Source organism: Halorubrum sp. FL23 (assembly GCF_052439115.2).
Lineage (GTDB): Archaea > Halobacteriota > Halobacteria > Halobacteriales > Haloferacaceae > Halorubrum > Halorubrum persicum.
In genome coordinates this window covers 286675-311584 of the sequence record NZ_JBQVRO020000002.1, presented here as the reverse complement: position 1 = coordinate 311584, position 24910 = coordinate 286675, and the positions used below count along the sequence as shown (strand labels likewise).

Genomic DNA, 24910 nt, shown 5'->3' with positions numbered 1-24910 from the left:
TATTGTGAAACATGGACCAGACTGCCACCCGCGTCGTCCTCTCGTACCCGGAGGGGCTCAGCGACTGGGGACGCGATCAGGTCGAGGCGGACCGATACCGGAGCTACTTCGCCAGAGTCCTCGACCGCGTCGCCGTCGGAGACGTCCGCGAGGAGTTCGTCGACGTCGGCTGTTGCGGCGACAGCCTCGACGTACCGTTCCGCGTCGAGCGGATCGAGGCCGACGGCGACGCGGTCGACGCCGCGCTCGTGGGCGACGCGACGGCGGTCGACTACGAGACGCGGCCCGGTGACGTCGACGGCGGCTGGCGCGTCCAGAGCGCGTCGGGGCCGTCGTGTTCGGCCCCCGAGCAGGAGTAATCCGATTCTCCGCGGGGGCTACGGCATGTATCGCACGCTGACCACGCCCGGCTCCGACCGGATCTCGACGCGGTTCACGCCCAGCCGAGCCGCCCGCGAGAGCGTCGCCTCCCGGTCGTCGATCACGTCCGCGACGGCGTCCGTGGTGTCCGCTTCGGGGGGCGTCAGCACGTGGACCTCGCCGACGCCCGCGCGCTCCTCGCGGGCGAGATCGCCGGTCGCCGTTTCGGCGGCGAGTTCGCGCTCGTGGACGGTCGGCGGCTCGTCGCTCTCCTCGATCGAGAGGGACCGCCGCTCGGCGACCTCGACGACCTGATACGTGACTTCCATCGGCGGATCGGGGGCGACGGTCGCCTCAACGGCGTCGTCGACCGCGAGCCCGGGGTTCGAGCTCAGCGTGTGCACCTGCCCGTCGTGAACGTCTTTGAGCACCGCGGAGTCGCTCTCGACGTGCGTGACGAGGAACGTGCTCTCCTTCTCGTCGGTCATTACCGGACGTAGGTGGCCGAGCCTTTTCGGGGTTTCGAGGCGCGCTGCTGGGGGTTTCGAGGCGCGTCGATCCGGGTTCTGTTCCGGCGCGTCAGTGCAGGCGGGCGGGAGTCAGTCCCGGACGATCCGTGCGTCTCCGCCTTCGACGACCACGTCCAGCCCGTGTTCGTGAACGAACGCGGCGGTGTAGTCGGGGACGACGCGCTCGGCGGCGAAGCGGGCGCGGAGGAGGGGAACCGCGTCGAGGAGGTCGTCGCCGTCGGTCATCGAGGGGGACGACTCCAGGAACTCCACGTCGAGGTCGGCGTCGGCGCCGCGGGCCGCCAGCGTCGGGAGGCTCGGCTCCTCGAACGCGCCGTCGAAGTCGATCGGCGCGGTGAAGCCGGCGTAGTAGGTGCGCCCGCGGGTGGAGGGACCGAGCACGACCTCGTTCGTCCGGAGCTTCATCGCGGCCGAATCGATCACGGTCCGCGAGAGCAGCGGCGCCTGCGGGGTGACGATCGCGACCGAGTCGGCGTTCTCCTCGCGCAGCAGGTGGGTGACGGTGTTGCCCGCGCGCGCGCCGAACGACGAGCCGACCTGCCGCTCGAACCGGGCGTCCTCGGTGCCGCCGAGGGTGTCGGCGACGAGGGTGCGCAGTTCGGCCTCGGGGCTCGTGTCGGTACGGTGCTCGGCCGGGAGGTCCTCGTCGACCGGATAGTTCACGAGGAGTTCGCCGCCAGAGCGATCGACCGCGAGGACGGCGTCGCGGAACAGCGCCTCGTACAGGTCGGCGGCCTCGGCGGTCGACAGCGGTGTCGACTCCGCGATTCCGGTCGCGACGAGCCCCTCGCGGGGCGGCTTCGCAAGCACGGCGACGACGGTCATATGCGGATCGGAATCGCCCGCGCGCCTTCAAGTCGCCGCTTTGTCGCGACCGTGGCGGGGACTGACCGCCCGATTCGGAGGCGGCCCGCACGGGAGTCGGTCGGACGACGCTCAGGCGAAGTCGCGCCGCATCGCGATCTCGAACCACGGGCACAGCCGGAGCTGCCGGTACAGCGCCGGATTCTCGTGGAGGTGTTCGTAGTCGGCCCACAGCATGCCGCCGATCTCCTCCTCGTCGGGGTCGAGCGAGGTGTCGTCGAGGGTCACTTTCAGCACCGAGCAGACCTCCCACTCGACGCCCTCGTTGGGGTAGTAGCGCTTGTACTCGAACTTGTCCGTCACTCGGAGGTCGCCGTACTGGTCCGGAGAGATCCCCAGCTCCTCTTCGAGGCGCTGTTCGGTCGCGTCCTCCTGCGACTGCCCTTCGACTGGGTGGGAGGCGACCGTTCCGTCCCAGTGGCCGTCCCACAGCCGCTTGGTCGGTGCGCGCTGGGCCAGCAGGATCCGGCCGTCGGTGTCGTACACGAGACAGGTGAACGCCCGGTGGCGGATCCCGTCACCCGTGTGCGCGTCGAGGCGGTTCACCGTCCCCCGTTCGGCGTCTTCGGGATCGACGGCGATCACGTCTTGGAGCGCGTTCTCGTGGTCCGTGTCGGTGCCGACCTGACCGGCAGAACCGCCGGCGTCGGCCGCGTCCTCGGAGCTCATGCGAAGTAGGTCGATCACCAGGGCTAATAAGCGTTCGATACGGCGTTCGAGGTCCGTTGGCACAGGGGTCGGTGAGCCAGTCGGCGGACTGGTCGCGGGTCGGTCGGCTGACCTGTCCGCGCGCCGATGTGGTATCCCCTTCGTTCGCCCCGTTCGCGGCCGCGGTCCGACGCGCTTAACCGCCTCCCGCGGCTACGTCGCGCGGATGAGTGACCCGGCGCTCGACGTCGTCGAGTTCGTGTTGACGACGCACCTCTACACCGAGAACCGCGACCTCGACGAGAACGACCTGCCGCCGCGCTTCCGGCAGGTGTTCTGGTCCGACGACGCCGCTGACGACGCACCGGGCGGCGTCGAGCGGCCGCTCAAGGCGACGAGCGAGACAACACGCACCGCGACGGGTGTCGATCACCCGTGGGATGCCGTCTCCGACTTACTCTTCACCCAACGGACGGAGTTCTCCGGAGAGATCTCGCTGACCCAGCCCGCGATGGCGCTGGAGTGGTACCGCGACCACGCCGACGACGATCGGATCGCCCAGAATCCGACGATCGTCGCCGCGCTCGAGCTCGCGGAGGACCTCGACGCCCCCGTGACCCACGAGGCCGCGCGCGACAACGTCCGCCCGATTCAGGCCGACCGAGTCTGGATCGACGCCCTCCTCGAGGAGTACTTCGACGAGGACGAGGACGGCGAGATGCTCGACCTCGTCAACGTGCAGGCCCCCGAGGAGATCGAGACGACGCTCGCCGACCTCGTGCTCACCGGCGATCAGGAGGGCGAGATCCAGAAGATCGTGAAGGCGATCGAACACCGCGAGTACCTCGCGAGCATCGGGCTCCGCGAGATCGGGAAACTGCTGTTCGTCGGTCCGCCGGGGACCGGAAAGACCACCGTCTCGCGGGCGCTCGCCCACGAGCTCGGCATTCCCCTCGTCGAGGTGAAGATGTCGATGATCACGAGTCAGTACCTCGGCGAGACGGCGAAGAACGTCGAGAAGACGTTCGAGGTCGCCAAGCGGCTCTCGCCGTGTATCCTCTTCATCGACGAGTTCGACTCGGTGGCGAAAACCCGGCGCTCCGACGAGCACGCCGCCCTGAAGCGCGCGGTCAACACCCTCCTCAAATCGATCGACGAGGTGTCGCTCGTGCGCGACGAGGTCCTCCTCATCGGCGCCACGAACCACCCGGACCAGCTCGACGCGGCGGCGTGGCGCCGCTTCGACGAGATCGTCAACTTCCCCAAACCCGATCGCGACATGCGCGCGGACATCCTCCGCGTCGTCACCCGCGAGATGCAGATCGCCGACTTCGACCCCGACGAGGTCGCCGACCGCACCAGCGGTCTCACTGGGTCTGACCTCCGGATGGTGCTCCGGGAGGCCGTCCTCGGTGCGCTCACGGAAGACCGGATGACGATCACGCAGGAGGACGTGATGGAGGCCGTCGAGGACTTCGAGGAGCGCGACAACCTGAAGAACATGGACATGATCGACGGCGAGGGCGCGGAGGTGCTCGGCGAGACGGACCCGGAGGGGCAGGACCACACGCACGACGAAGGGGCCGACGACGCCGCCCACGACCACGGCGCGCACAGCCACTCGCACGACTGAGACGCGACCGATCGGGACGCCGCGCCGCACGCGGGACGCCGCCTTACGCGAACGTGTCGACGACCGTTCCCGTCTCCTCGCCGGTGGTGTAGTAGTAGCCGTCGGCCTCGGAGAGCGTCCCCCAGTCGGCCCAGCTCCCCTCGTAGTTGCGCACGTCCTCCCAGCCGAGCTGATCGAGGACGAACCAGCCGACCGACGCGCGGATCGCGGTCTGACAGTAGGCGACCGCCGTCTCGTCGGGCGAGATACCGGCGTCGTCGATCCACAGCGTCTCCAGCTCTTCTGGCGAGCGGAGCCGCCCCGCCTCGCCGTCGATGCTCTGGACGAAGTTGAGGTTGGTCGCACCGGTGACGTGGCCGAACCGGTCGAGATCGCCCCGCTCGTCGACGCCCCAGTACTCCTCGGGCGAGCGCATGTCGAGGATCGGAATCGCGGCGCCGTCCTCGTCGACGTTGCCAGCGACGAACTCCCGCGTCGCCACCACGCTCGTGTCGAGGTCGGGCTCGTAGGTGGCTTCCTGCGCCTCGGGCGCGTCCGAGACGGTCTCGCCGCCGGCGGCGTCCCAGACGGTGAACCCGCCGTCGAGCAGACTCACCTGCCCCTCGTGGCCGAGCGCGTTGAGGGTGTAGATGGCGTACGTCTCCCAGAGGTTCGACTCCGCGCCGTACACCACGACGTCGTCGCCGCGCTCGATCCCCGCCTCCGAGAGCGTCCACGCGATCGCCTCCGGCGAGACCTCGAATCCGTCGGGGGTCTCCTCGGCGTAGCTGTCCAGCATCTCGGAGTCCGGGAAGTGGTACGCGCCGGGGATCCGACTCTCGCTGAACGCCTCCTCGTCGCGGGCGTCGAGCAGGTGCACGTCGTCGAGGTTCGACTCGAGCCACTGACTGTCGACGACGCCGTCGAACTCGGCCGCGGCGGGCGTCGTGTACGCCGCGGGCCGTTCGCCGTCGCCGTCAGTCGACCCGAGACAGCCGGCCGTCGCCGCGAGCGCCGCGCCTGCCGAAGCCAACACCGATCGTCTGGAGGTCCGCGTGGATCTGTCGTCCATTCGCTCGTCGCTTGCGCTGTGACCCCGATAACCCTGTTAGTCAAGGCCCGTGTTACCGTCGGCTCCGACGAGGACCGGGCCGGCGTCCCCGTCACCGGACACACTTGCGAGGGCCGAGAGCTTCGCGGCGACGGGCGGTTCCGACCGACCGGCTCACTCCCGGACGCCGACGACCGTGTAGCCGAACCCGCGGTCGACGATCCGCGGGTCGAATCCGGCGTCGACGAGCGCCGCGGCGAGCTCGTCCGGCGCCCGGAACCGCGACTCCATCCCGATCGCGCGCTCGCTCGCGGCGAGGACCCGCCCCAGCGGGTGTGTCGGGTCGAACTCCCGGATGACGAGCGCGCCGCCGGGCGCGAGCACGCGAGCGACCTCGTCGATCGCGGCCGTCTGGTCGGGCAGGTGGTGGAACGCGTCGACGACCGTCGCGGCGTCGACCGACCCGTCGCGGAGCGGAAGCCGCCCCGCGTCCCCGGCGACGACCGAGCGGTCGCGGTGTTCGCGAGCGCGCGCCAGCATCGCGAGCGAGGCGTCGACGACGGTGATCTCGGGGCCGGTCAGCGCGGCCGCGGCGCGCCCGGAGCCGCCGCCGACGTCGATCAGCCTGTCGATCGGCCGCGTCGCGTGCGCGAGCCCCGCCGCCAGCGCCTCGCCGTCGGCCGGCGGCATGACGCGGTCGTACAGCGGGGCGATCCGGTCGAAGAAGCGAACGTCGCCGAGACCGTACATGACGGTGATCGACGGCGGAGCCAACTAAAAGGCGGTCGTCCCGACCCCGCGTTCATTTATCGGAGCGGGCCGTATCGGTCGGCATGGAGTACGCGTTCCTCGGCGGCCCGGACGCGGGGGTGACGCTGCGACTCGACTACCGGACGTTCGCCTACGCCGGCAAGTTCGTCGTCGGCGCCCCGGGAAAGGCGGTGCTGCGGACCGCCGACGGCTCGCCGGCGGTGCCGGACTGGGTGCCGGAGGAGCCCCTCCCGCCGACCGTCGACGCGGACGAGTTCGACGAGGACGTGGCCGCGGCGGTCTCCTTCTCGCCGGACCGGACCGACCCCGACTGCTGTCGGCTCCGGTACGTCACCGTCCACGTCGCGCGCCGCGGCGAGGGGCTCGGGCCGCGACTGATCGACCGAACCGTCTCGCGGCTCGCGACCGACGGGTACGACCGGGTGCGGATCGCGGTCAACAACCCGTTCGCCTACGCGGCGCTCTCAAAGTGCGGCTTCGCGTACACGGGCGAGCGGACCGGGATCGCCGAGCTGGAGCTGGAGCGCCCGGCCGCCGAGCCGGCGCCGGGAAGCGACGTGGGCGATGAGCGGTACCGGGCGGGCCTGCGCGCCTTCCGCGACGGCGACCGCGACCTCGACCCGGTGGAACGGGAGTTCATCGCGTCGCGGCTCTGAGCGCCCCGCGGCAGCGGTGGGCACGGTTGACGGCACGGGGGGCGCGCGAGGGGTCAAACCGACCCCGCCGCTAAATCACGTCGTAATCCTCTCGGAACGTCTCCAGCGTGGCCGCGAGCACCCCGATGACGATGGGTCCGACGAACAGCCCGGTGAAGCCGACGGAGTAGATCCCGCCGAACACGCCGAGGAGTATCACGGCCGGGTTGAGGTGGGCCTGCTGGTCGATAACGATCGGGCGCGCGTAGTTGTCCACCATCGCGATGACGAGGACCCCGTACACCGCGAGCAACGCCCCGGCGGCCACCTCGTCGATCGCGACGAGGTACGCCGCCGCCGGCCCCCAGACGAAGAACGCTCCGACCAGCGGCACCAACGCCAACACCGCCATCACGAAGGTCCAGAAGACGACGTTCGGGATCCCGGCCGCCCAGAGCCCGAGCCCCGCGACCAGCGCCTGCAGCAGCGCCACGACGATGTGGCCGATCACGACCCCGCGGGTCATCGCGTCGACGCGGTCGACGAGGTCAGACGTGACGTTCGACGGGAGCGGGCTCGTCTGGCGGAGCCACCCGATGAACGCCGGCCCGTCGAGGAGGGTGTAGTAGACCAGGAACACCGCCAGCGAGAGCCCGACCGACGCGCGGATCGCGGTGGTGACGATCCCACCCACCCCGCCGAACAGCGTGTTCGCGAGCACCTGTCCGGCCGTCGCGAGCATCTCGCCGACCTCGATCTGCTCGCCCGTGAGCGCCGCGAGCTCCGTCTCGATGGCCGCGACGTCGATGCCGGTGTTCCCCCGCGCGATCGCCGTGAGATCGCGGACGAACACCCACGAGATGTACGCGAGCGGCAGGATGACGGCGACGATCGACGAGAGAATCAGAAACAGCGCGGACAGCATGTTCCCCAGCCGGTGTGACATCGACTCGCGAACCCGACCGGCGAGCACCGTTCGGAACCGCCGCGAGAGGCGCGCGTGGAACGGGTAGAGGACGTACGCGAGGATCGCGGAGGCGATGACGTACTCGATGAAGGGGCTGATGATGAAGATCGTCAGGACTGTGACCGATCCGATGAGGAGGAGGAGAAACGATTGCCCGCGGTTCATGTCAGCCACTCACGCCGGTAACGTATAAACGTGGGCGGGGTCGGTCGCGTCGGCAGTGGGGCCGTCGGCGCCGGTCAGGCGCTCGCTTCGTCCTCGTCGAGCCCGGGCGCGGCGGACGGATCGACCTCGTCGGGCTCCTCGGTCTCGCCGCCGACGACCGTCTCCCCGTCGTCGGTCTCGACGTACACGTCGTCGGCGAAGCCGGCGAGCGCGTTCTCGTACTCCGGCGTCTCCAGCTTCTCGGGCGTTTCGGGGGCGTCGACGACGCCCGCCTCGGGGACGAACTCGCCGAGCGGGTCGTCGATCGTGATCCCGTGGTCGGTGAAGAAGGACTCGTAGCGCCGGTAGTGCTCTTCCAGCTCGTCGCCGGGGATCTCCATCATCTCCGTCCAGCCGTGGTTGAAGAAGTCGAAGTTGGCCTGGACGTGGGTGATCTCGCGGGCCTCCGCCTCCGGAAAGCCCGCCTCCAAGGCGGCGACGTAGGTGTCCATCGTCGCGTCGAAGAAGCTGTCGAGGTGAGCGCGCCGCTCCTCGCGGCGGTCCTCGTCGGCCTTGTTGAGGAAGATGCTCGTGTGGAGATCGACGAGCTTGTCGTTCGCCACGTCCCCGACGACCGGCGTCGTCAGCGCCTTCTTGGCGGCCCAGTGACGGATGTTCTGCCGGATCTTCATAACGCTCGTTGGGGGGCGACGACCTTGAATCTGTGGCGACGCGACCGCGTCTCGGCCTCCCGGCGCCGCTGCTCGCCCCCGACGAAAGCGTTATTGCACGAAACACACAATATAGTGTATGAACGAAATGACTCCCGAGGAGGACTGGGCCGCACAGATCGAGGCGGAGCGGCAGGCGAAGATCGAGCAGTTCCGCGACTCGGGGCGGTCGCCGCTCCCGGTTTCGATGCGCGGAGACGCCTTCCCCGGGCTCGAATACTTCGACCCGGACCCCGCGTACCGGTTCGTCGCTCCCCTTCACGAACACGACGAGAAGGAGACGGTCACCGTCGAAACGACCGCCGACGGCGAGCAGACGTACCGGCGCTGGGGGGAGTTCCGCCTCGACGTTGACGGCGAACCCGTCGTCGTGCAGGCGTACCGCCCGGCCGACGGCGCCGACCGCTTCTGGGTCCCCTTCCGCGATGAGACCAACGGCGAGGAGACGTACGGCGCGGGTCGATACATGGACTTAGAACCCGGTCGGGACCGCGTCGACGGCGAGTGGGTGGTCGATTTCAACGTCGCGTACAACCCGACGTGCGCCTACAACCACGCGTACGAGTGCCCGCTCATCCCCGCGGAGAACTGGCTGGACGTTGCGATCGAAGCGGGCGAGAAGGCGTTCCCCGCCGAGCCCGCGGGCGCCGACCGTTGACGCGGTCCGGCGCGGTGCCGAACGTCCCCGAGTCAGACCGGTCTGCGCCGTGCGAGTTCGCGCCGAGGGATCGTCTATCGCCCCGTCGGGAGCGCTTTGCGGGGGCTTAGCACGGTTCCAGCCGCGGATGACAACCCACATTAACCATGAATCCGAACGCCCGCGTATGAGCGATTCGTACGTGATCATCGGTGATGGTATCGCGGGCGCGTCCGCGGCCGAGACGCTCCGCGAGGAAGCCCCCGACGCCGAGATCACGGTTCTCACGGACGAGGGTGAGTCCCTCTACAACCGGATCCTGATCAAGGAGTACGCGAAGGGGAAACTCCCCGAAGCCCCGATCTCGATCCACCAGGAATCGTGGTACGACGACCACGACGTCGACCTCCGGCTCAACACGGTCGTCGTCGACATCGACGTCGAGAACGACGCGGTCCACACTCACGAGGGCGAGACGTTCGAGTACGACTCCCTGCTGGTGGCGATCGGGGGCACACCCCAGCAGCTCCCGGTCGAAAACGCCGACGCCGACGGGATCCACCACTTCTGGACGTTCCAAGACGCCCGGCGGATCAAAGAGAGCGTCGAGGACGCCGAACAGGCGGTCATCGTCGGCGCCGGGCTCTTGGGCATCGACTTCGCGGCGATCTGCGGCGCGCAGGACGTCGAGGCCAAGTACCTGATGCGCGGTGACAACTGGTGGCGCTACGCCCTCTCCGAGGAGGGCGCGGAGATCATGCACGACGCGATGCGCGAGCGCGGCGTCGAGCCCGTCTTCGGCTCCGGCGTCGACCACTTCGAAGTCGACGACGACGGCCACGTCACGGCCGCGGTCGACCCGAACGGCGAGCGCTACGAGTGCGACTTCGCCGGCGTCGCCATCGGACTCGACTTCAACACCGAGCTCGTTCAGGACACGCCGCTGAAGACCGATGACGGCATCGTCGTCGACGAGTTCATGCGCACCAACGTCGACAACGTGTTCGCCGCGGGGGATATCACCACGTTCAACGACCTGATCCTCGGCGAGCGGGCGAAAAACGGCTCGTGGGGGTCGGCCAAGGAGCAGGGGACGATCGCCGCCCGCAACATGATCGACTACGGGTGCGAGGAGTTCGAGTGGGTCTCCTCGTACTCGATCACCCACTTCGACTTCCCGTTCCTCTCGTTCGGCCACCCGACGCTCGGCGACGACTCCGTCGAGGCGACCACGGCGGAGGGCGAGTGGCGCCGCGTCGCGCTGAAGGACGGCAAGGTCGTCGGCGGCGTGCTCATCGGCGACCTCTCGCCGCAGTCCGCGTTCAAACAGCTCATGCGCGAGGGTCGCGACGTGAGCGACCAGACGGATGTCCTGATGGAGCCCGGCTTCTCCGTCGACGACCTGGCCGCGCCGACCGAGCAGTAACCCCAGTCGCGGCGTCGCGGTGGGCGTCCGTCGTCCAGCAGCCTTTCCCGGCTGTGTCTCTTTCGTTCTGTTAGATGTCCCGTGGAGCCTCTACCAATAGCCCGCCGACGCCGGGAGACGGATTCTTCCGGTCGTTCGTTCAGGGGTGTTCTGATCCGGTCCTCTCGATCGACGACGGGGGTCGGATCGTCTACGCGAACCCGGCGACCGAGTCAGCAATCGGATACGCTCCCGACGATCTCCGCGGTCGCCGCCTCGCGTCGCTGATCGACGACGACACCTCGGACGAGGGGACGCACTGGCTCCGCGGACGGTTCGAATCTCCCGACGGCCTCGGTGGCGCCGGCCACGTCGCCGTCCCGGTGGCGCGCGCGGACGGCGGAACGACGACGTTCTCGGCGACGTTTCACGAACACGAGGGGCTCGACCACGCTCGCGCGGCCGACCAGTCGGCGGGCTCGACCGTGTACACCGGCGTGTTCCGCGACGGTGTCGAGTCGGCGTCCGAGCGCGAGCGGAAGACGTTCCGTAACCTCATCGAACACGCCGGCCACGCCGTCTACGTGACAGATACGAGCGGCACGATCCAGTACGTCAACCCGGCGTTCACCGAACACACCGGCTACGAACCCGCCGACGTGGTCGGGGAGACGCCGGCGATACTCAAATCCGGTGAGATGTCGGACGAGTACTACGAGTCGCTGTGGTCGACGCTCATGGCCGGCGACGTGTGGGAAGAGGAGATCGTCGACCAGCGGAAGGACGGGAGCCGCTACCACGCCCACCAGACGATCGCGCCCGTGACGGACGAGCAGGGGACGGTCTCGCGGTTCGTCGCGATACAGATCGACATCAGCGACCGCAAGGCGGCGATGGGGCGGTTGAAGCAGTACCGTGACATCGTCGAACAGCTCGACGACCCGGTTTTGCTACAGGACCTCGACGGGGGGTTCGAGCTGTGCAACGAGGCGGTCTGCGAGCTCGCGGGGAAGCGCCGGGAAGCGCTCTACGGGACCGACGAGTTCGGGTTCATGGACGACGAGACGGCCGCCGAGATCGAAGCGCACCGCCAGTCGGTGATCGAAACGGAGTCCGTCGCCGAGTACGAGGTCTCTCCGGACTTCCCGCAGAGCGACCGAGATCCGACGTTCAGCACGCAGCGGTACCCCTACTACGACGGCGACGGCGAGCTCTCGGGAACGTTCGCCGTCTGTCGCGACGTGACCGAGATAAAGGCGCGCGAGGCCGAGCTGGAGCAGTACGAGCGCGCGGTCGAGGGGGCGACGGATCTCATCGCGGCCGTCGATCGCGAGGGGCAGTTCCTCTTTGCGAATCAGCAGTACCGCGCCTACCACGACATCGGCGTCGACGAGGAGATTGCCGAACTGGCCTTCGAGGACGTCGTGGACGGCGAGCAGTACGCCGACGTGGAGCGCTATATTGACCAGACCCTCGAGGGGCGGAACGTCGAGTACCGAACGACGCGAGTCCACCCGAACCGCGGGAAGCGGACGCTCGACGTTCGGTACTACGCCCTCGTGAACCCCGCCGAGGACGACGACGGAGTCGCCGGTGTCGTCGGCGTCCTCCGAGACGTGACCGACAGCGAGAGCCGGGCGCGCCAGCTCCGCGTCGTCGACCGGGTCCTCCAGCACAACATCCGGAACGCGCTGACGGTGATCCGCGGCCGGGCGGAGCAGGTTGCGGAGCTCGACGCGCCGGAGACTGGCTCCGGCGCGGAGGCCGCCGTCGACGTCTCTGGTGCCGCCTCGGATATCGTTAACCGGGCCAACGCGCTCCTCTCGACGAGCGAGAAGTCCCACCACATCACCGAGATCCTCGGCGACGCGGCCGAGCGGGAGCCGGTCGATGTCGGTCGCGTCGTCGAACAGCTCGGGTCGGTTGTCGAGACGGAGTTCCCCGCGGCCGAAGTGTCGATCTCCGTCCCGGACGACCCGTCGATCGCCTCGGTGACGACGTGGATCGACCGCGCGTTGGGCGAGCTGATCCGGAACGCGATCGAACACCACGACCGAAAGCGACCGGTCGTCGACGTCGCGGTGGAAGCGAAGCCGGGGGCGGTCGAGGTCCGCATCGCCGACGACGGCCCCGGGCTGACGGACATGGACCGGGACGTGCTCGAGACCGGGCAGGCCGTGGAAGCGCTGTACCACGGGAGCGGACTCGGTCTGTGGCTCGTCTACTGGGTCGTCCAGCGGTCGGGCGGGTCGGCGACCGCCCGCGACGCCGACCCCCGCGGGACCGTCGTCACGCTCACGCTGCCGCGAGCGCCCCGATAGGGCTCGCCCGGTGGACGCCCCACAACGTTTATGATAAATAGTGTCATATGGTACCACATGCCACTTCGAGAGACGAACAGGTGTATCCGCCTGCGGCGCACCGGAATGGTCCCGTCCGACGCGCGGGTCCGCCACTACGACGAACTCGACGAGGAGACGCAGGTCACCGTCCGCGAGCTCGCGGGGCGGCCACAGACGGCGCCGGAGGTTGACGACCTCGACGACGGCGACGTGGTGAAGTTCACCGACTACTACGAGGTCCGCGCCCGCTGAGTCGTCGGCTGTCGGCCTCGCGTGGGGCCGACGGTGACGGCCCGGGAAGCGAAGTTGTTTTCGCCCGCCGCGAGAACACCGATCCATGGACAGTGGCGGATCTACCGACATGACGCTGGCGTTCGAGCTGGAGGCGTTGAAGGCCCTCGCGGACCCCAATGACGTGTTCAACAACGCCCGGCAGTGGACGGAGTACGTCGGCGTGGTCAGCGAGAAGCCGACCTACGTCGTCACGAACTTCACCCGCAAACACCGCGTGCGCCAGGACTTCTTTTCGGGGCCGCGCGGCGTCGAGGAGAGCCTGGAGAACATCGCCCAGCAGTTCGACACGGACCGGCACGTGTTCGTCGGCGTCGACGAGGAGGACGAGGCCCTCGCCGAGGCGACCGGCTGGGAGTTCCTCCACGTCGAGGACGCGGCCGACGCCGCGGGCTGGATCCTCGCCAGCGGGGAGGACGAGTCGGAGCCCGCCCCCGACACGTCGCGCGACGACTGGCCCTGAACGGCGGTCCGCCGGCTGCGGGTCGATCGGCCGTCACGTCGGAGAGGTGTTTTCACCGTCGACGGGATACGTGGTGCCATGAGCGACGCGCACGATCACGGCGAAGGAGACGACGCGCACGACCACGGCGAGGGAGACGATGCGCACGATCACGGTCACCACCACCACGACGCCGACACCGTCTCGATCGCGCTCGTCACGGTGTCTTCTTCTCGGTCGTTGGACGACGACCCCTCCGGCGAGTACCTCGTCTCCGCGTTCGAGGAGGCCGGCCACGAGATCGCCGTCCGCGAGCTCGTCCCAGACGAGTACGACAGCGTGCAGGGGGCCGTCGACAGGTTGGCACGGCGGAAGGACACCGACGCGGTCGTGACCACCGGCGGGACCGGAGTGACGCCGGACGACGTGACCCCGGAGGCCGTGAAAGGGCTCTTCGCGAAGACGCTGCCCGGCTTCGGCGAACTGTTCCGACGGCTTTCGTACGAGGAGGTCGGGACGCGCACGATCGGCTCGCGGGCGATCGCCGGCGTCGTCTCCGCCACCCCCGTCTTCTGTCTGCCCGGATCGGAGAACGCGGTCCGGCTCGGCGCCGATGAAGTGATTCTCCTCGAGATCGAGCACCTCGTCGGACTCGCCGGGCGGGGCGTGGAGGAGGATGGGGATACGGAGGGCGACGACGGGGAGACTGCAGACACCGAGTAGCGGCGGAGATCGGGAAGGTTGCCGCTCCGGTTAAGAGGTCGCCGCCCCGGTCAAACCGACGCGAGGAAGTTCCGGATCAGGTCGTGGCCGGCGGCGGTCAACACGCTTTCGGGGTGGAACTGCACCGCCTCGATCGGGTAGTCGCGGTGGCGGATCCCCATCACGATCTCCGCGCCCTCGTGGTCCGTGGTGGCGGTTATCTCGAAGGCGTCGGGCACCTCGGTGGCGGCCAGCGAGTGGTAGCGCCCGGCGCGGAACCCCTGGTCGAGCCCCGCGAACACGCCCTCGCCGTCGTGGTCGACGGGGAACGCCTTGCCGTGGATCGGCTCGGGGGCGTGGCCGACGCTCCCGCCGTACTCGTAGACGGCGGCTTCGAGGCCGAGACAGACGCCGAGCGTCGGGACCTCGGGGGCGAGCTCGCGCAACACCGGCATCGTCACCCCCACGTCGCGCTCGTTCTTCGGGTGCCCCGGGCCGGGGCTGATGAGGATCGCGTCCGGGTCGGCGTCCGCGATCGTCGACAGCGACGCGGTGTTTTTGAACACGGCTACGTCGATCGCCTCGCCGTCGAGCGGCTGGTCGGAGACGTACTCGACGAGGTTGTAGGTGAACGAGTCGAAGTTGTCGACGATGACGACCTTCATTCGTCGACCTCCGTGCCGGCGGGGAGGGGGTCGTCCGCGGCGCCCTCGCCGGCGGTGGCGTCCTCCCGGATCCGGTCGATCGCGGTCAACACGCCGTCCATCTTCTGTTCGGTCTCCTCGTACTCGGCGGCCGGGTCGGAGTCGGCGACGAGCCCGGCGCCGGCGCGAACGGTCACCGCGGTCTCATTCGGGCCGCGCGCGTCCGGCGGCGACTCGTCGAGCGTCGCGGTCCGGATCACGATGGCGAAGTCGGCGTCGCCGGTCCACGCGTAGTAGCCGACGCCGCCGCCGTACGCCTCCCGCGGGGTCGTCTCCAGCTCTTCGATGATCTCCATCGCGCGCACCTTCGGCGCGCCCGTGAGGGTGCCCGCGGGGAACGTCGCGCGCGTCGCGTCGAAGGCGTCGGAGCCGGACGCCAGCGTCCCCGTCACGGTCGATTCGATGTGCTGGACGTGGCTGTACTTCAGCACGTTCATGAATTCCTCGACGCGGACCGACCCCGCCTCCGAGACGCGCCGCACGTCGTTGCGCGCGAGGTCGACGAGCATCGTGTGCTCGGCGCGCTCCTTCGGGTCGGCGAGCATCTCGCCCGCGAGCCGGCGGTCCTCGACCGGGCTGGTCCCCCGCGGACAGGTGCCGGCGATCGGGTTCGAGACGACCCGGTCGCCCCGCACCGACACCAGCGTCTCCGGGCTCGCGCCGACGATGCTGCGGTCGTCGTGGCGCAGGACGTACATGTACGGCGAGGGGTTCACCTCGCGCAGCGCCGCGTACAGCCCCAGCGAGTCGACCTCCCCGCGAAGCTCGCGGCTCCGAGAGATCACGCCCTGGTAGATGTCGCCGTCGAGGACGCGCTGTTTGGCCGTCCGCACCGCCTCCTCGTACGCCTCGCGGGGGCCGGCGGACTCGTCGTCCACGCGGATCCCGTCGGGCGCGGGCGGGGACGCCTCCCGGAGCGCTTCGCCGACCCGCTCCGCCTCGGCGACGAGGTCGTCGTAGACGGCCGCGGGGTCGTCGTCGACGCCGACGACGGGAGTGAACACGAGATCGACGGTCCCCTCCTTGTCGTCGAAGACGACGGTCCGGGTCGTCAGCGCGAACTCGGCGTCGGGAAACTCGGTCTCCGGGCGGTCGACGCCGACCTCCTCCAGCCAGAGGTCGTAGACGGCTTCGTACGCGAGGAACCCGACGAACCCTCCCGAGAGAATCTGCCGGTCGGTGTCCGGGAAGCCGCGCAGGCTCACGTCCGGGAACGCCGCCCGGATCCGGTCGATCGCGTCGCCGGCGCCGGGACCGAGATCGGTGCCCGAATCGCCGCGGTCCGCGTCCTCCCCGAGGAACGCCGCCGCGGGGCCGAGTCGGGTCACGTCCGTCCGGTCGGGGTGGACCGAGACGATCGCCTCGGGGTCGTAGCCGACGAAGGAGTAGCGGGCGTGTTTGTCGGCGTCGCCGTCGGCGGTGAACGCCCCGTCGGGGTCGCTGGAGGCGACCTTCTCGCCCGACTCCAGGAGGAACCCGTACGGCCCCTCGCCGACCAGCGTCGCGTACGCCGCGAGCGGCGTGACGTCGGGGTCGAGCGACGCGGACGCGCGGACCACGACCGGCTTCTCGGCGTCGGCCGCGAGGTCGACGAAGTCGGCCTTCGAGCGGTCGAGCGGCGTCGACGCCTCCGTCATGCCAGCTCCATCTCGCGGCCCGCGTTCGCCACGAAGCGGGCCACCGCGTTGTGGTCTTTCCGCCCGTCGGACAGTTCGACGCCGGAGGCCACGTCGACCGCGAACGGGTCGGCGGCGCGAACCGCCTCGGCGACGTTGTCGGCCGTGAGCCCCCCGGCGAGGACCACCGGCGACGTGAGCCGGTCGGCGAGGTCGCCGGCCCGCTCCCAGTCGTGCGTCTCGCCGGTGCCGCCCGCGCCGGACTCGTCGGTCGAGTCGATCACGAGCGCGTCGGCGACCGCGTCGAACTCCTCGGCGCGCGCCGGGTCGTCGGCGTCGACCGCGAGCAGCACCTTCCGCTCCGTCTCCGCGCGGATGTACCGGATCTCGTCGGGGGTCCACCCGCCGTGGAGCTGGACGGCGTCGGGAGCGACCGTCCGGAGGAGTTCGACCGCGCGCTCGGCGGATTCGGGCATGGTGACGAGCGTCGCGGTGACGAAGGGGGGCACGTCCGCGAGCAGCTCCGCGGCGGTCGCCGCGTCGACCTCGCGCGGGGAGTCGACGGGGACCTCAGCGATGACCCCCACCGCGTCGGCGCCGGCGTCGACCGCGGCCCGGAGGTCCGCGCCCCGGGTGAGCCCGCAGATCTTCACCCGCGCCATCAGTCGTCGTCCTCCGGGCCGACGGCCGTTGATGCGGTCCCGGCGTCCGCGGCGGCCGCCTCGCCGCTGTCCGCCACCGCTCCCTCGTCACCGCAGAGGGCCGCGAACTTCTCCGCGGCCGCGCCGGCGTCGATCGCCTCGGCCGCGCGCTCGACGCCCGCCGCGAGCGTGTCGACCTCGCCGGCGACGTAGATCGCCGCGCCCGCGTTCGCCAGCACGAGGTCGCGTTTGGGGCCCGTCACGGAGCCGTCGACGATCCCGCGGAGGTCGGCCGCGTTCTCCTCGGGCGTCCCGCCCGAGACGTCCTCGATCGGGGCGCGGTCGAGGCCCAGATCGTCGGGGGTGATGGTAAACTCCCGCACCTCGTCGCCGTCGATCTCGGCGGCGACCGTCTCGTCGTGGATCCCGATCTCGTCCATTCCCGCGCCGTGGACGACGAGGGCGCGCTCGACGGGCATGTGCGCGAGCGACCGCGCGATGAGGGGGACCAGCTCCGGGTCGTACACGCCGAGCACCTGCGCGTCGGCGCCGGCGGGGTTGGTGAGCGGCCCGAGCACGTTGAAGATCGTCCGCATCCCGAGCTCCTTCCGGGGGGCGATGACGGCCTTCATCGCCGGGTGGAACACCGGCGCGAGCATGAACCCGATCCCGTCGTCCTCGATGGCGTCCTCGACCGCCGGCGGCTCGGCCTCGATGTCGGCCCCGGCGACCTCCAACACGTCGGCGCTCCCGGAGGAGGAGGAGACCGAGTAGTTACCGTGTTTGGCGACCGGGACGCCGGCGCCCGCGGCCACGATCGCGGCCGTCGTCGAGACGTTGATCGTGTCGTAGTCGTCGCCCCCGGTCCCGCAGGTGTCCACGAGCGGCTCCCGGTCGGGCTCGATCGTCCGCGCGGCGCTGCGCATCCCCTGCGCGAACCCCGCGATCTCCGCCTCCGTCTCCCCCTTCGCGCGGAGCGCGGCGAGCAGCGCGCCGATCTGCGCGTCGGTCGCCTCCTCGAAGACGAGCCGCGCGGCCTCGCGCGCCTCGTCGACCGTCAGGTCCGCCCCGTCCGTCACGTGCTCGACCGTGTCGTTGATATTCATTGTGTACACCGATGTAGTGTTCCGCGTTGTGATGTACAAGTATGTACATCGGTATAACGCTGTCGCCGGGGCGGGAACCGATAGCACGCGACAGGAGGGGGTGAGAGCCGCCGGTCCGAGTCAGTCGTCCGCCGTCGCGGGCGCGGGTTCGGGCGCGCTCGGCGCCTCGGGCTCGGGCTCGGCCGCGGCCGGCTCGGTCGCGGACGGGTCGGACACCGGCTGCCACTCCATGTCGCGCTCGTACTCGAACGCGCGGTGGTCCCGCGTCGGGTCGACGACCGTCAGCGAGAGCCAGTCGTTGTCCAGCAGTCCGGCGACCGTCTCGTTGTCGGCGAGGGCGTCCGTGACGCGATCGACCGGCGCGTGGACGACCGTCGAGAGGCGGAGCGGCTGGTGGTACGGCTCGTCGGCGTCGGCCATCAGCGACTGGAGCGGGAGCCCGGTCATCAGGTCGCCGCCGTTCCCCTGATAGACGCCGACGTTGCCGACGGGGTTGTGTGTCACCTTCGACCCGCTCCCGTACACCGCGTTGTCGACGGTCGAGAAGTAGTACTGGGCGTTGATCCACTGGGTGACGACCATCGGCCCCGCGAGGATCGCCTCCAGCGCGTCCCCCTCGGGGTCGGTCGACCAGTCGTACGAGTGGAGGAAGGCGCGGCCGTCGAGGTCGAGGTCGCTCGTCAGCGCGCGCGGACCGACGACGAAGCCGGCGTTGCCCGCCAACCCCCACTCGGGGCGCGTCTCGGCCCAGTCGGCGGCGCGGCGCTCGGTCTCGTCGACGCTCGCCGCCGGGTCGCTCCCCATCGACTCGGCGCGCTCCGCGGTCGCGTTCTCGCGGGCGACCGCGAGGTCCGCGCGCAGCCGGTCGAGGTCCGCCTTGTGGCTCTCGGGCACGTCGCCGTAGAGCTCGATCTCGTCGGTCGTCGTGTTGTGCTCGCCGGCGAGGAAGACGGTGTCCTCGGGGATCTCGAAGCCGCGCTCACGCAGCGCCGCCTTCACGTCGGGGTCGGCGCAGATCGTCGCCAGGACGCGGGCGTTCGGCCCGCCGGGGCTGCCGGCGCACGCGCCGCAGTCGAGGCTCGCGTCGTACGGATTGTTCGCCGTCTCGCTCGCGTGGCCGGTGAACACGACGAGCCGACCGAACTCGGTCCAGCCCATCAGCTCGAAGGCGGTCGCGGCGTACTCGACCTTCTCCTCGCGGGTCAGCCCCACCGGAAGCCCGTCGGCGTGGGTGTGCTGGTGCTGGACGATCTGCTCGCAGAACTCGTGGTCGTCGGGCACCGCCGCGTCGGCGGTGTCCAGCAGGTCGCGGACGCGACCGGGGACGAGCGTGCGGGCCGCGAGCGCCAGCCCGTAGCCGCTCCCGGCGTTCTCGACGAAGCCGAAGGCGCTGGCGGGGTTCGCCTTCAGCTTCGCGACGACCTCGCCCGCGACCTCGCGGACGCTCGACCACCGGTCGTGACGCTCCCGCGTGTCATCGTCGGTCGGGACCTCGCTGATGCGGTGTTCCGCGTCGACGATGGGCGGGCAGGCGTCGACCGGAGCCGCCGCGTCGTACCCCCGATACTCCATCGGGACGCCGAAGAAGCCGGCGTAGCCGTGGGTCTCGTACGCGCCCGCGGCCTCGATGTGCCGGCGGATCACCTCCGAGCGGGTGTCGATACAGAACACCAGCTGCGCGTCGGGGCGACCGGACGGCTCGCTGTCGGCCCGCTCCCGACTCTCGGCGGCGACGCGCTCGACGACCTCGGACCGGTAGCTCGCCTCCCACGCGCTCAGGAACGCCTCGGCGAGCTCGTCGGACGAGTCGGTGCCGGGAGCGTCGGGCCCCGTGGACGGCTCGAGGTCGACGCCGACCCCGTCGAGGAGCGCGAGGCGGACCGCGAGGTACTCCGTGAGCGTGATCGGGCACGCCGACTGCCACGCCCCCTCGTCGTCCGCGCGCTGCTTGATGAGTCCGGTCCACCCCGGGAGCGCCGCCAGCTGCTCTTCGAAGACGGGCACCCACTGCCCCTCCGGGTACGGCTCCAGGGCGGCCTCGATGGCCTCGATCGGGTCCTCGGGCAGCGACGCGACGACCCCCGAATCGGGGACCTCGGCGTCGTGCGGGGCGACCCCCCTGAAGGCGGCGTAGAACCCGTCGTCGCGGTCCGGCATCGACCACTTGGCGTGGCCCTCGTCGAGGAAGGCGGACAGCCACTTCGACAGCACGCGGTCGACGCGCTCGGCGTCGGTGCCGTCGTCCGTCGGCTCCGACTCGACGCTCGTGTCGATGCGTTCGAGCAGGGTCGCCGGATCGGCCTCGTAGCCGCGGTCGGCGAGTTCCGATTCGAGCGCGTCCGGGTCGATCCGGCCGTCGTCGAGCGCCGCCCGGAACGCCTCGCGGCTCGGGTAGCCGCGGCCGCCAAGCAGGTCGGCAGCCTGCGTCACCGCCTCGCCGAACGGCAGGTCTTCGAACCCCGAGAGGGGGTTGGCGGTCACGAACGAGTGGATCGGCCAGACCGACCCGACCGTCGCCGCCGCGTCGTCGATACCGTCTTCGATGGTGGTTTGGGTGCTCATTGGGTGCCTCCGTCGTCGTACTCTTCAGCGTTCGTCAGCAGGGTGCTGGGCGAGGGTTGGCTCGCGTTCAGGAGCGCGACGTACAGCCGCCGGCTCCGCTCGTGGACGCCCGCCTCGATCGCGACGTACGTGCCGAGGAAGGCGACGGCCACGAGGCCGTGGAGCGCGGTCAGCTCCGTCGGCGCCGTGACGACCGGGACGCCAGTCAGAGCCGCCGAGACGCCACGGTACACGAGCGCGTACAGCGCGATGGCCGGGAGGAACACCAGCGGCACCGCCCCGTAGCGAACCGTCGCCGGGAGCGACGACCGCCCCACCGCGCCGCGCGCCGCGTGGAGGGTGGTGAACACGACGAACAGGACGAGCAGGAAGCCGCTGTCGACGCTCGTCCCCTTCCCGGTTAGCAGGACGAACACCGCGCCGCCCGCCAGTCCGGTCGCCAGGGTCGCGGCGACGGCGGCGACGGCGGAGCCGTCCGCCGAGCGGCCCGCCTTTTTGCCCGGCGTCGTCCGCTCGACCTGTGCGCCCGAGCTGAGGAACTGGTAGGCCTTGTAAAACCCGTGCAGGATGAGGTGGGTGAGGGCCGCTCCGAAGAACCCGAGCCCGGCCTGCATGATCATGAACCCCATCTGTCCGACCGTCGAGCAGCCGAGCTTGCTCTTCACGTCGGGGCGGACGGATTTGAGGAGCTTTCCGAGCAGCGCGCTGGTCGCACCGACCGCGACGATCGCGAGCATGAGGGCCTCGCTGACCGTGACGACCGGGGCGAAGCGGACCAGCAAGACGCCGCCGGCGTTGACGAATCCGGCGTGCATCAGCGCCGACGCCGGCGTGGGGGCGGTCATCGACGAGAGCAGCCAGCCGTGGAACGGGACGAGCGCCGACTGGATCATCGCCGCGAGGACGAGCGCGGCGGCGGCGACGACCCAGACCGGACCGCCGAGCGTCCCGGCGGCCGCCGCGACCCCGGAGATCGTCGTCGCGCCGGTCGCCCACCAGAGCGCCGCCAGCGCGACGCCGAGGAGCGCGCTGCTCGCGACGAAGTACCGCCGGGCGACCGCCGCGGCCGCCTGCGCCTGCTCCCACTCGCTGACGATGCCGATCAGCGTCGCCATCACCAGCCCCATCGCCAGCCACAGCAGCCCGAACAGGGCGAGGTGGTCGGCGGCGACGAGCGTCATCACGGTCGCCGCGAACCCGAACACGGCGAGGAAGAACGTCGTCTCGTGGGCGCTCCCCGCCATGTAGCGGCGGGAGTAGCTGAGGACGATCCCGCCGAAGAAGGCGACGACCACCCACATCAGGACGGTCAGTCCGTCGACGGCGATCACGCCGGGAATCTCCGGAGCGAAGCCGAATCGGACTCGCGCGAAGAGGACCGCAACGCTCGTGGCGAACAGCGACCACATGAGCAGCGTGAGTGCGGCGGGCACGTACGGCGACTCCGCCGCCGTGTCCGGAAGCGCTCCGACCGTCGGTTTCGAGGTGGATCCTGCCATCGTTCAGTCCGTCCGACCGTCCCGCGGTGCCGACGCGCGCCGCCGGACCGGGACTGGTCGTCTTCGCTCACAGTAAAGAACAGATTGTCTATTAAATCTATCTATGCTCACAAAACGTTCGAAATACGGTGGGTAATAGAACATTATAAAACATTATAGATTCGAGGTCGGGAGCGTCAGCCGCTCCGTTTCCGTTTCTCGTTCCGCGGATCGACCGCGCGCTGAGAGGTGTCTCACCGTCGGTCCCGCTCCGGGCCGGTCCGTCTGCCGCGGCGACCCGGCACCGGAAGGGGGAGAGAATTACCGAGTCGTTCGATGTGCGCGTTCAGAAAACCATATCGTTACCGGCCCCGGTGTGCCCGTATGGAGGAAGTCACGGGGACGATCCTCGCCGGGGAGTCGTTCGAGCCGATCCGCGGCCGCCTCGTCGTCGAGGACGGTCGGATCGAGGCGATCGAGGAGGCCGACACCGAGTCGACGGACATCGTCTTGCCGGCGTTCGTCAACGCCCACACGCACCTCGGCGACTCCGTGGCGAAGGACGCCGCCGTCGGGCTGTCGCTCGACGAGGCGGTGGCCCCGCCGGACAGCCGCAAACACCGGCGGCTGGCGGCCGCCGATCGCGCCGACCTCGTGGCGGCGATGCGGCGAACCCTTCGGTTCATGCGACAGACCGGAACGGTCTCGTGTCTCGACTTCCGCGAGAACGGCGTGTACGGGGCGCGGGCGCTCCGCGAGGCCGCCTCATCGGTCGCCGTCGACCCGTTCATCTTCGGGAGCGACGACGCCGCCGTCCTCGACGTCGCCGACGGATACGGCGCGTCGGGGGCGAACGACAACGAGTTCGCGGACCAACGCGCCGCGTGCGCCGACCGCGGGGTTCCCTTCGCCATCCACGCGGGCGAACCGGACGCGACCGACATCCACCCGGCGCTCGACCTGGACCCGGACCTGCTCGTTCACATGGTGCACGCGGAGCGGGAGCACCTCGAACGCGTCGCGGACCAGTCGGTCCCGATCGCGGTGTGTCCCCGCGCCAACACCGTCCTCGGCGTCGGCGACGCGCCGATCCGGGACCTGCTCGAACACACGACGGTCGCGCTCGGCACCGACAACGTGATGTTGAACGTGCCGTCGATGTTCCGCGAGATGGCGTACACGGCGACGCGGTTCGACGTGACCGCCCGCGAGGTGTTGCGGATGGCCACCGCCGCCGGGGCCGAGATCGCGGGGCTCGACTGCGGCGTCATCGCGCCCGGCCGCCGGGCGGCGCTCCTCGTCCTCGACGGCGCGTCGGACAATCTGGCCGACTCGGTCGACCCGGTGGAGGCGGTCGTCCGGCGCGCGACCGCGCTCGACGTCAACCGGGTCGTCGGATAGCGGGCCCCCGGCTACGAATCGGTCTCGGCGTCGAACCTGCCGAACGGCGTCGTCTCGTGGCTCCGAACGAGCACCTCGTCGGCGACCGTGAGCCCCATGTCGAGGAGCTCCTGCGCGACGGGCGTGATGTCGTCGTCCGATTCGCCGACCACCGTCACGAGGAGGTTCTGTTCGCCGGTGACCAGCTCCTGGACCGAGACGACGCCGTCGATCGCCAGGATCTCCGGGATGCGGTCGCCGCGCTCGGGTATCGATGCGGTGCAGTAGAGCAGCATCCGGAGCGGATACCCCGACCCCTGGAAGTCCACCTCGGCGCTGTACCCCTTGATGATCCCGTCGGACTCGAGGCGCTGGATGCGCTTCCGGACGGTGCTGTCGGACGTGCCGGTTCGCTCCGCGATGTCTCCGGACGACATGTTCCGAGCGTCCTCCTGTAACGCGTACAGGATCGCCCTATCCACGTCGTCGATCGCTTCGTCGGCCATACCGGGGGGTGCGTGGCATAGCTACTTTATGCTTGTATCTCGGCCATCTCGCCCGGGAAGGGTCGCGACGGGAACCGCTCTACGCGCCGTCGAGCGCGGCGTCCCCGTCCGCCTCGACGACGACCACGGGGACCGCGGCGTCGTCGACGACGGTGTCGGTCGTGGAGCCGAACACGAAGCGCCCGACCGTCCCGGTCGTGGGAGCCCCGACGACCACGAGGTCGTAGTACGGCGACTGCTCGACGATCGCGCCCGCGGCCGACCGGTCCTCGACCAGCCAGCGGTCGACCCGGTCGAACTCCCCGAGTCGGTCGCGGGCGGCGTCGAGGACTCGTTCCCCGGTCGCGGCGTAGTCGTCGCGCTCGCCGCCTCCCGCCTCCCGGGCGTCGGCGCCTGCGCCCCCGTCGGCACCAGTTTGAGCGTCCGCGAGCGCAGCGTCGGTGGGGACGACGTGAAACAGCTCGAGCCACGCGTCGGTCGCGTCCGCGAGCGCCCGCGCCACGTCGACGGTCGCCCCCGAGTGCGGACCGTGACCGACGGCGACGAGGACCGACGAAACGCGGTCCGGACGCGACGCGCGGTCGAGGCCTTCGAGCGTCGTGTCGGCCGCGGCGGGCGCCGACGCGGCCGCCTCCGCCACGGTCGACTCGACGATCGGATCGCCGACCGTGGCGTCGATGTCAGCGGTCTCGGCGTTCAATCCCCCTGAGCCGGTGTCTCCGTCCATCTGCGACCCAGTCGCTCCGCCGCCCCCACCGTCGGCGTCGCTCCCGTTCATGCCCTAT

At 70.1% G+C, this 24910-nt stretch carries 25 protein-coding genes; 10 read left to right on the top strand and 15 right to left on the bottom strand.

What is annotated here, in order from left to right:
- Positions 1-11 precede the first annotated feature (11 nt).
- On the top strand, positions 12-359 hold the full coding sequence (locus ACT4MF_RS03750; RefSeq protein ID WP_099255576.1) for a DUF7968 family protein: 348 nt from the start codon (positions 12-14) through the stop codon (positions 357-359).
- A gap of 18 nt (positions 360-377) precedes the next feature.
- Here the strand turns inward: ACT4MF_RS03750 and ACT4MF_RS03745 are convergent, their stop codons facing one another.
- From ACT4MF_RS03745 to ACT4MF_RS03735, 3 genes are all read right to left on the bottom strand, one after another.
- Positions 378-848 (bottom strand): DUF5812 family protein, encoded by a 471-nt coding sequence (locus tag ACT4MF_RS03745; protein WP_099255575.1) that lies wholly within the window; start codon positions 846-848, stop codon positions 378-380.
- A 111-nt stretch (positions 849-959) separates the two neighbouring features.
- Positions 960-1715, bottom strand: coding sequence for a DUF2064 domain-containing protein (locus ACT4MF_RS03740; RefSeq protein ID WP_444681782.1), 756 nt, complete (start codon positions 1713-1715; stop codon positions 960-962).
- 111 nt (positions 1716-1826) lie between these two features.
- A complete protein-coding gene (locus ACT4MF_RS03735) occupies positions 1827-2423 on the bottom strand; it encodes an NUDIX hydrolase (RefSeq protein ID WP_444681781.1) in 597 nt (198 codons plus the stop codon).
- Positions 2424-2628: 205 nt separating this feature from the next.
- On the opposite strand from ACT4MF_RS03735, the gene ACT4MF_RS03730 reads away from it, so the two are divergent.
- On the top strand, positions 2629-4035 hold the full coding sequence (locus tag ACT4MF_RS03730; RefSeq protein WP_099255572.1) for an ATP-binding protein: 1407 nt from the start codon (positions 2629-2631) through the stop codon (positions 4033-4035).
- 43 nt (positions 4036-4078) lie between these two features.
- On the opposite strand, the gene ACT4MF_RS03725 is transcribed toward ACT4MF_RS03730, so the two are convergent.
- The gene (locus ACT4MF_RS03725; RefSeq protein WP_444681780.1) at positions 4079-5086 is read right to left on the bottom strand and encodes a sulfurtransferase; all 1008 of its coding nucleotides are present in this window, start codon (positions 5084-5086) and stop codon (positions 4079-4081) included.
- Positions 5087-5239: 153 nt separating this feature from the next.
- Positions 5240-5815: a class I SAM-dependent methyltransferase gene (locus ACT4MF_RS03720; protein WP_099255571.1), complete on the bottom strand. Its 576-nt coding sequence runs from the start codon at positions 5813-5815 to the stop codon at positions 5240-5242.
- 83 nt (positions 5816-5898) lie between these two features.
- On the opposite strand from ACT4MF_RS03720, the gene ACT4MF_RS03715 reads away from it, so the two are divergent.
- The gene (locus tag ACT4MF_RS03715) at positions 5899-6492 is read left to right on the top strand and encodes a GNAT family N-acetyltransferase (protein WP_444681779.1); all 594 of its coding nucleotides are present in this window, start codon (positions 5899-5901) and stop codon (positions 6490-6492) included.
- Between the two features lie 70 nt (positions 6493-6562).
- Here the strand turns inward: ACT4MF_RS03715 and ACT4MF_RS03710 are convergent, their stop codons facing one another.
- Together ACT4MF_RS03710 and ACT4MF_RS03705 are read right to left on the bottom strand one after the other, a co-directional pair.
- Positions 6563-7603: an AI-2E family transporter gene (locus ACT4MF_RS03710; protein WP_099255569.1), complete on the bottom strand. Its 1041-nt coding sequence runs from the start codon at positions 7601-7603 to the stop codon at positions 6563-6565.
- Between the two features lie 74 nt (positions 7604-7677).
- Positions 7678-8274 (bottom strand): DUF6149 family protein, encoded by a 597-nt coding sequence (locus ACT4MF_RS03705; RefSeq protein ID WP_099255568.1) that lies wholly within the window; start codon positions 8272-8274, stop codon positions 7678-7680.
- Positions 8275-8392: 118 nt separating this feature from the next.
- Here ACT4MF_RS03705 and ACT4MF_RS03700 point away from each other — a divergent pair, with 118 nt between their 5' ends.
- The 6 genes from ACT4MF_RS03700 to ACT4MF_RS03675 all read left to right on the top strand — a co-directional run bounded on the left by ACT4MF_RS03700 (position 8393) and on the right by ACT4MF_RS03675 (position 14153).
- The gene (locus tag ACT4MF_RS03700; RefSeq protein ID WP_099255567.1) at positions 8393-8971 is read left to right on the top strand and encodes a DUF1684 domain-containing protein; all 579 of its coding nucleotides are present in this window, start codon (positions 8393-8395) and stop codon (positions 8969-8971) included.
- A gap of 166 nt (positions 8972-9137) precedes the next feature.
- Complete coding sequence (locus ACT4MF_RS03695) at positions 9138-10376, top strand: NAD(P)/FAD-dependent oxidoreductase (RefSeq protein ID WP_444681778.1); 1239 nt, start codon at positions 9138-9140, stop codon at positions 10374-10376.
- A 74-nt stretch (positions 10377-10450) separates the two neighbouring features.
- Positions 10451-12676: a PAS domain S-box protein gene (locus ACT4MF_RS03690; protein ID WP_444681777.1), complete on the top strand. Its 2226-nt coding sequence runs from the start codon at positions 10451-10453 to the stop codon at positions 12674-12676.
- Between the two features lie 57 nt (positions 12677-12733).
- Complete coding sequence (locus ACT4MF_RS03685; RefSeq protein WP_245851617.1) at positions 12734-12949, top strand: DUF7979 domain-containing protein; 216 nt, start codon at positions 12734-12736, stop codon at positions 12947-12949.
- Positions 12950-13034: 85 nt separating this feature from the next.
- Positions 13035-13451, top strand: coding sequence for a DUF7124 domain-containing protein (locus tag ACT4MF_RS03680; RefSeq protein ID WP_099255564.1), 417 nt, complete (start codon positions 13035-13037; stop codon positions 13449-13451).
- Between the two features lie 78 nt (positions 13452-13529).
- Positions 13530-14153 carry a MogA/MoaB family molybdenum cofactor biosynthesis protein gene (locus ACT4MF_RS03675; RefSeq protein ID WP_444681776.1) on the top strand — a complete coding sequence of 208 codons (624 nt, stop codon included), beginning with the start codon at positions 13530-13532 and terminating at the stop codon, positions 14151-14153.
- 50 nt (positions 14154-14203) lie between these two features.
- Here ACT4MF_RS03675 and trpG read toward each other — a convergent pair whose 3' ends face one another.
- The 6 genes from trpG to ACT4MF_RS03645 form a co-directional block, all read right to left on the bottom strand.
- Complete coding sequence (gene trpG, locus ACT4MF_RS03670; protein ID WP_444681775.1) at positions 14204-14797, bottom strand: anthranilate synthase component II; 594 nt, start codon at positions 14795-14797, stop codon at positions 14204-14206.
- On the bottom strand, positions 14794-16473 hold the full coding sequence (trpE, locus tag ACT4MF_RS03665; RefSeq protein WP_444681774.1) for an anthranilate synthase component I: 1680 nt from the start codon (positions 16471-16473) through the stop codon (positions 14794-14796). Before trpE ends, trpG begins: the two co-directional genes overlap by 4 nt.
- Entirely contained in the window at positions 16470-17114 is a 645-nt protein-coding gene (locus tag ACT4MF_RS03660; protein ID WP_444681773.1) for a phosphoribosylanthranilate isomerase, read from the bottom strand. Before ACT4MF_RS03660 ends, trpE begins: the two co-directional genes overlap by 4 nt.
- Positions 17114-18199: an anthranilate phosphoribosyltransferase gene (gene trpD, locus ACT4MF_RS03655; protein ID WP_444681772.1), complete on the bottom strand. Its 1086-nt coding sequence runs from the start codon at positions 18197-18199 to the stop codon at positions 17114-17116. The genes ACT4MF_RS03660 and trpD overlap by 1 nt, the downstream gene beginning before the upstream one ends.
- A 120-nt stretch (positions 18200-18319) precedes the next feature.
- Positions 18320-20761 (bottom strand): DUF2309 domain-containing protein, encoded by a 2442-nt coding sequence (locus ACT4MF_RS03650; RefSeq protein ID WP_444681771.1) that lies wholly within the window; start codon positions 20759-20761, stop codon positions 18320-18322.
- Positions 20758-22260, bottom strand: coding sequence for a proton-conducting transporter transmembrane domain-containing protein (locus ACT4MF_RS03645; RefSeq protein ID WP_444681770.1), 1503 nt, complete (start codon positions 22258-22260; stop codon positions 20758-20760). Before ACT4MF_RS03645 ends, ACT4MF_RS03650 begins: the two co-directional genes overlap by 4 nt.
- Before the next feature lie 363 nt (positions 22261-22623).
- Here ACT4MF_RS03645 and ACT4MF_RS03640 point away from each other — a divergent pair, with 363 nt between their 5' ends.
- Positions 22624-23640 (top strand): amidohydrolase family protein, encoded by a 1017-nt coding sequence (locus tag ACT4MF_RS03640; protein ID WP_444681769.1) that lies wholly within the window; start codon positions 22624-22626, stop codon positions 23638-23640.
- 11 nt (positions 23641-23651) lie between these two features.
- Here ACT4MF_RS03640 and ACT4MF_RS03635 read toward each other — a convergent pair whose 3' ends face one another.
- Complete coding sequence (locus ACT4MF_RS03635) at positions 23652-24125, bottom strand: Lrp/AsnC family transcriptional regulator (RefSeq protein ID WP_099255556.1); 474 nt, start codon at positions 24123-24125, stop codon at positions 23652-23654.
- Positions 24126-24204: 79 nt separating this feature from the next.
- Entirely contained in the window at positions 24205-24903 is a 699-nt protein-coding gene (locus tag ACT4MF_RS03630) for a universal stress protein (RefSeq protein WP_444681768.1), read from the bottom strand.
- Positions 24904-24910: the final 7 nt, after the last annotated feature.

Excerpts from the sequence above, each read along its gene's own strand:
- ACT4MF_RS03750 (WP_099255576.1), top strand. The coding sequence starts at position 12 with ATGGACCAGACTGCCACCCGCGTCGTCCTCTCGTACCCGGAGGGGCTC.
- ACT4MF_RS03745 (WP_099255575.1), bottom strand. The coding sequence starts at position 848 with ATGACCGACGAGAAGGAGAGCACGTTCCTCGTCACGCACGTCGAGAGC.
- ACT4MF_RS03740 (WP_444681782.1), bottom strand. The coding sequence starts at position 1,715 with ATGACCGTCGTCGCCGTGCTTGCGAAGCCGCCCCGCGAGGGGCTCGTC.
- ACT4MF_RS03735 (WP_444681781.1), bottom strand. The coding sequence starts at position 2,423 with ATGAGCTCCGAGGACGCGGCCGACGCCGGCGGTTCTGCCGGTCAGGTC.
- ACT4MF_RS03730 (WP_099255572.1), top strand. The coding sequence starts at position 2,629 with ATGAGTGACCCGGCGCTCGACGTCGTCGAGTTCGTGTTGACGACGCAC.
- ACT4MF_RS03725 (WP_444681780.1), bottom strand. The coding sequence starts at position 5,086 with ATGGACGACAGATCCACGCGGACCTCCAGACGATCGGTGTTGGCTTCG.
- ACT4MF_RS03720 (WP_099255571.1), bottom strand. The coding sequence starts at position 5,815 with ATGTACGGTCTCGGCGACGTTCGCTTCTTCGACCGGATCGCCCCGCTG.
- ACT4MF_RS03715 (WP_444681779.1), top strand. The coding sequence starts at position 5,899 with ATGGAGTACGCGTTCCTCGGCGGCCCGGACGCGGGGGTGACGCTGCGA.
- ACT4MF_RS03710 (WP_099255569.1), bottom strand. The coding sequence starts at position 7,603 with ATGAACCGCGGGCAATCGTTTCTCCTCCTCCTCATCGGATCGGTCACA.
- ACT4MF_RS03705 (WP_099255568.1), bottom strand. The coding sequence starts at position 8,274 with ATGAAGATCCGGCAGAACATCCGTCACTGGGCCGCCAAGAAGGCGCTG.
- ACT4MF_RS03700 (WP_099255567.1), top strand. The coding sequence starts at position 8,393 with ATGAACGAAATGACTCCCGAGGAGGACTGGGCCGCACAGATCGAGGCG.
- ACT4MF_RS03695 (WP_444681778.1), top strand. The coding sequence starts at position 9,138 with ATGAGCGATTCGTACGTGATCATCGGTGATGGTATCGCGGGCGCGTCC.
- ACT4MF_RS03690 (WP_444681777.1), top strand. The coding sequence starts at position 10,451 with ATGTCCCGTGGAGCCTCTACCAATAGCCCGCCGACGCCGGGAGACGGA.
- ACT4MF_RS03685 (WP_245851617.1), top strand. The coding sequence starts at position 12,734 with ATGCCACTTCGAGAGACGAACAGGTGTATCCGCCTGCGGCGCACCGGA.
- ACT4MF_RS03680 (WP_099255564.1), top strand. The coding sequence starts at position 13,035 with ATGGACAGTGGCGGATCTACCGACATGACGCTGGCGTTCGAGCTGGAG.
- ACT4MF_RS03675 (WP_444681776.1), top strand. The coding sequence starts at position 13,530 with ATGAGCGACGCGCACGATCACGGCGAAGGAGACGACGCGCACGACCAC.
- trpG (WP_444681775.1), bottom strand. The coding sequence starts at position 14,797 with ATGAAGGTCGTCATCGTCGACAACTTCGACTCGTTCACCTACAACCTC.
- trpE (WP_444681774.1), bottom strand. The coding sequence starts at position 16,473 with ATGACGGAGGCGTCGACGCCGCTCGACCGCTCGAAGGCCGACTTCGTC.
- ACT4MF_RS03660 (WP_444681773.1), bottom strand. The coding sequence starts at position 17,114 with ATGGCGCGGGTGAAGATCTGCGGGCTCACCCGGGGCGCGGACCTCCGG.
- trpD (WP_444681772.1), bottom strand. The coding sequence starts at position 18,199 with ATGAATATCAACGACACGGTCGAGCACGTGACGGACGGGGCGGACCTG.
- ACT4MF_RS03650 (WP_444681771.1), bottom strand. The coding sequence starts at position 20,761 with ATGAGCACCCAAACCACCATCGAAGACGGTATCGACGACGCGGCGGCG.
- ACT4MF_RS03645 (WP_444681770.1), bottom strand. The coding sequence starts at position 22,260 with ATGGCAGGATCCACCTCGAAACCGACGGTCGGAGCGCTTCCGGACACG.
- ACT4MF_RS03640 (WP_444681769.1), top strand. The coding sequence starts at position 22,624 with ATGGAGGAAGTCACGGGGACGATCCTCGCCGGGGAGTCGTTCGAGCCG.
- ACT4MF_RS03635 (WP_099255556.1), bottom strand. The coding sequence starts at position 24,125 with ATGGCCGACGAAGCGATCGACGACGTGGATAGGGCGATCCTGTACGCG.
- ACT4MF_RS03630 (WP_444681768.1), bottom strand. The coding sequence starts at position 24,903 with ATGAACGGGAGCGACGCCGACGGTGGGGGCGGCGGAGCGACTGGGTCG.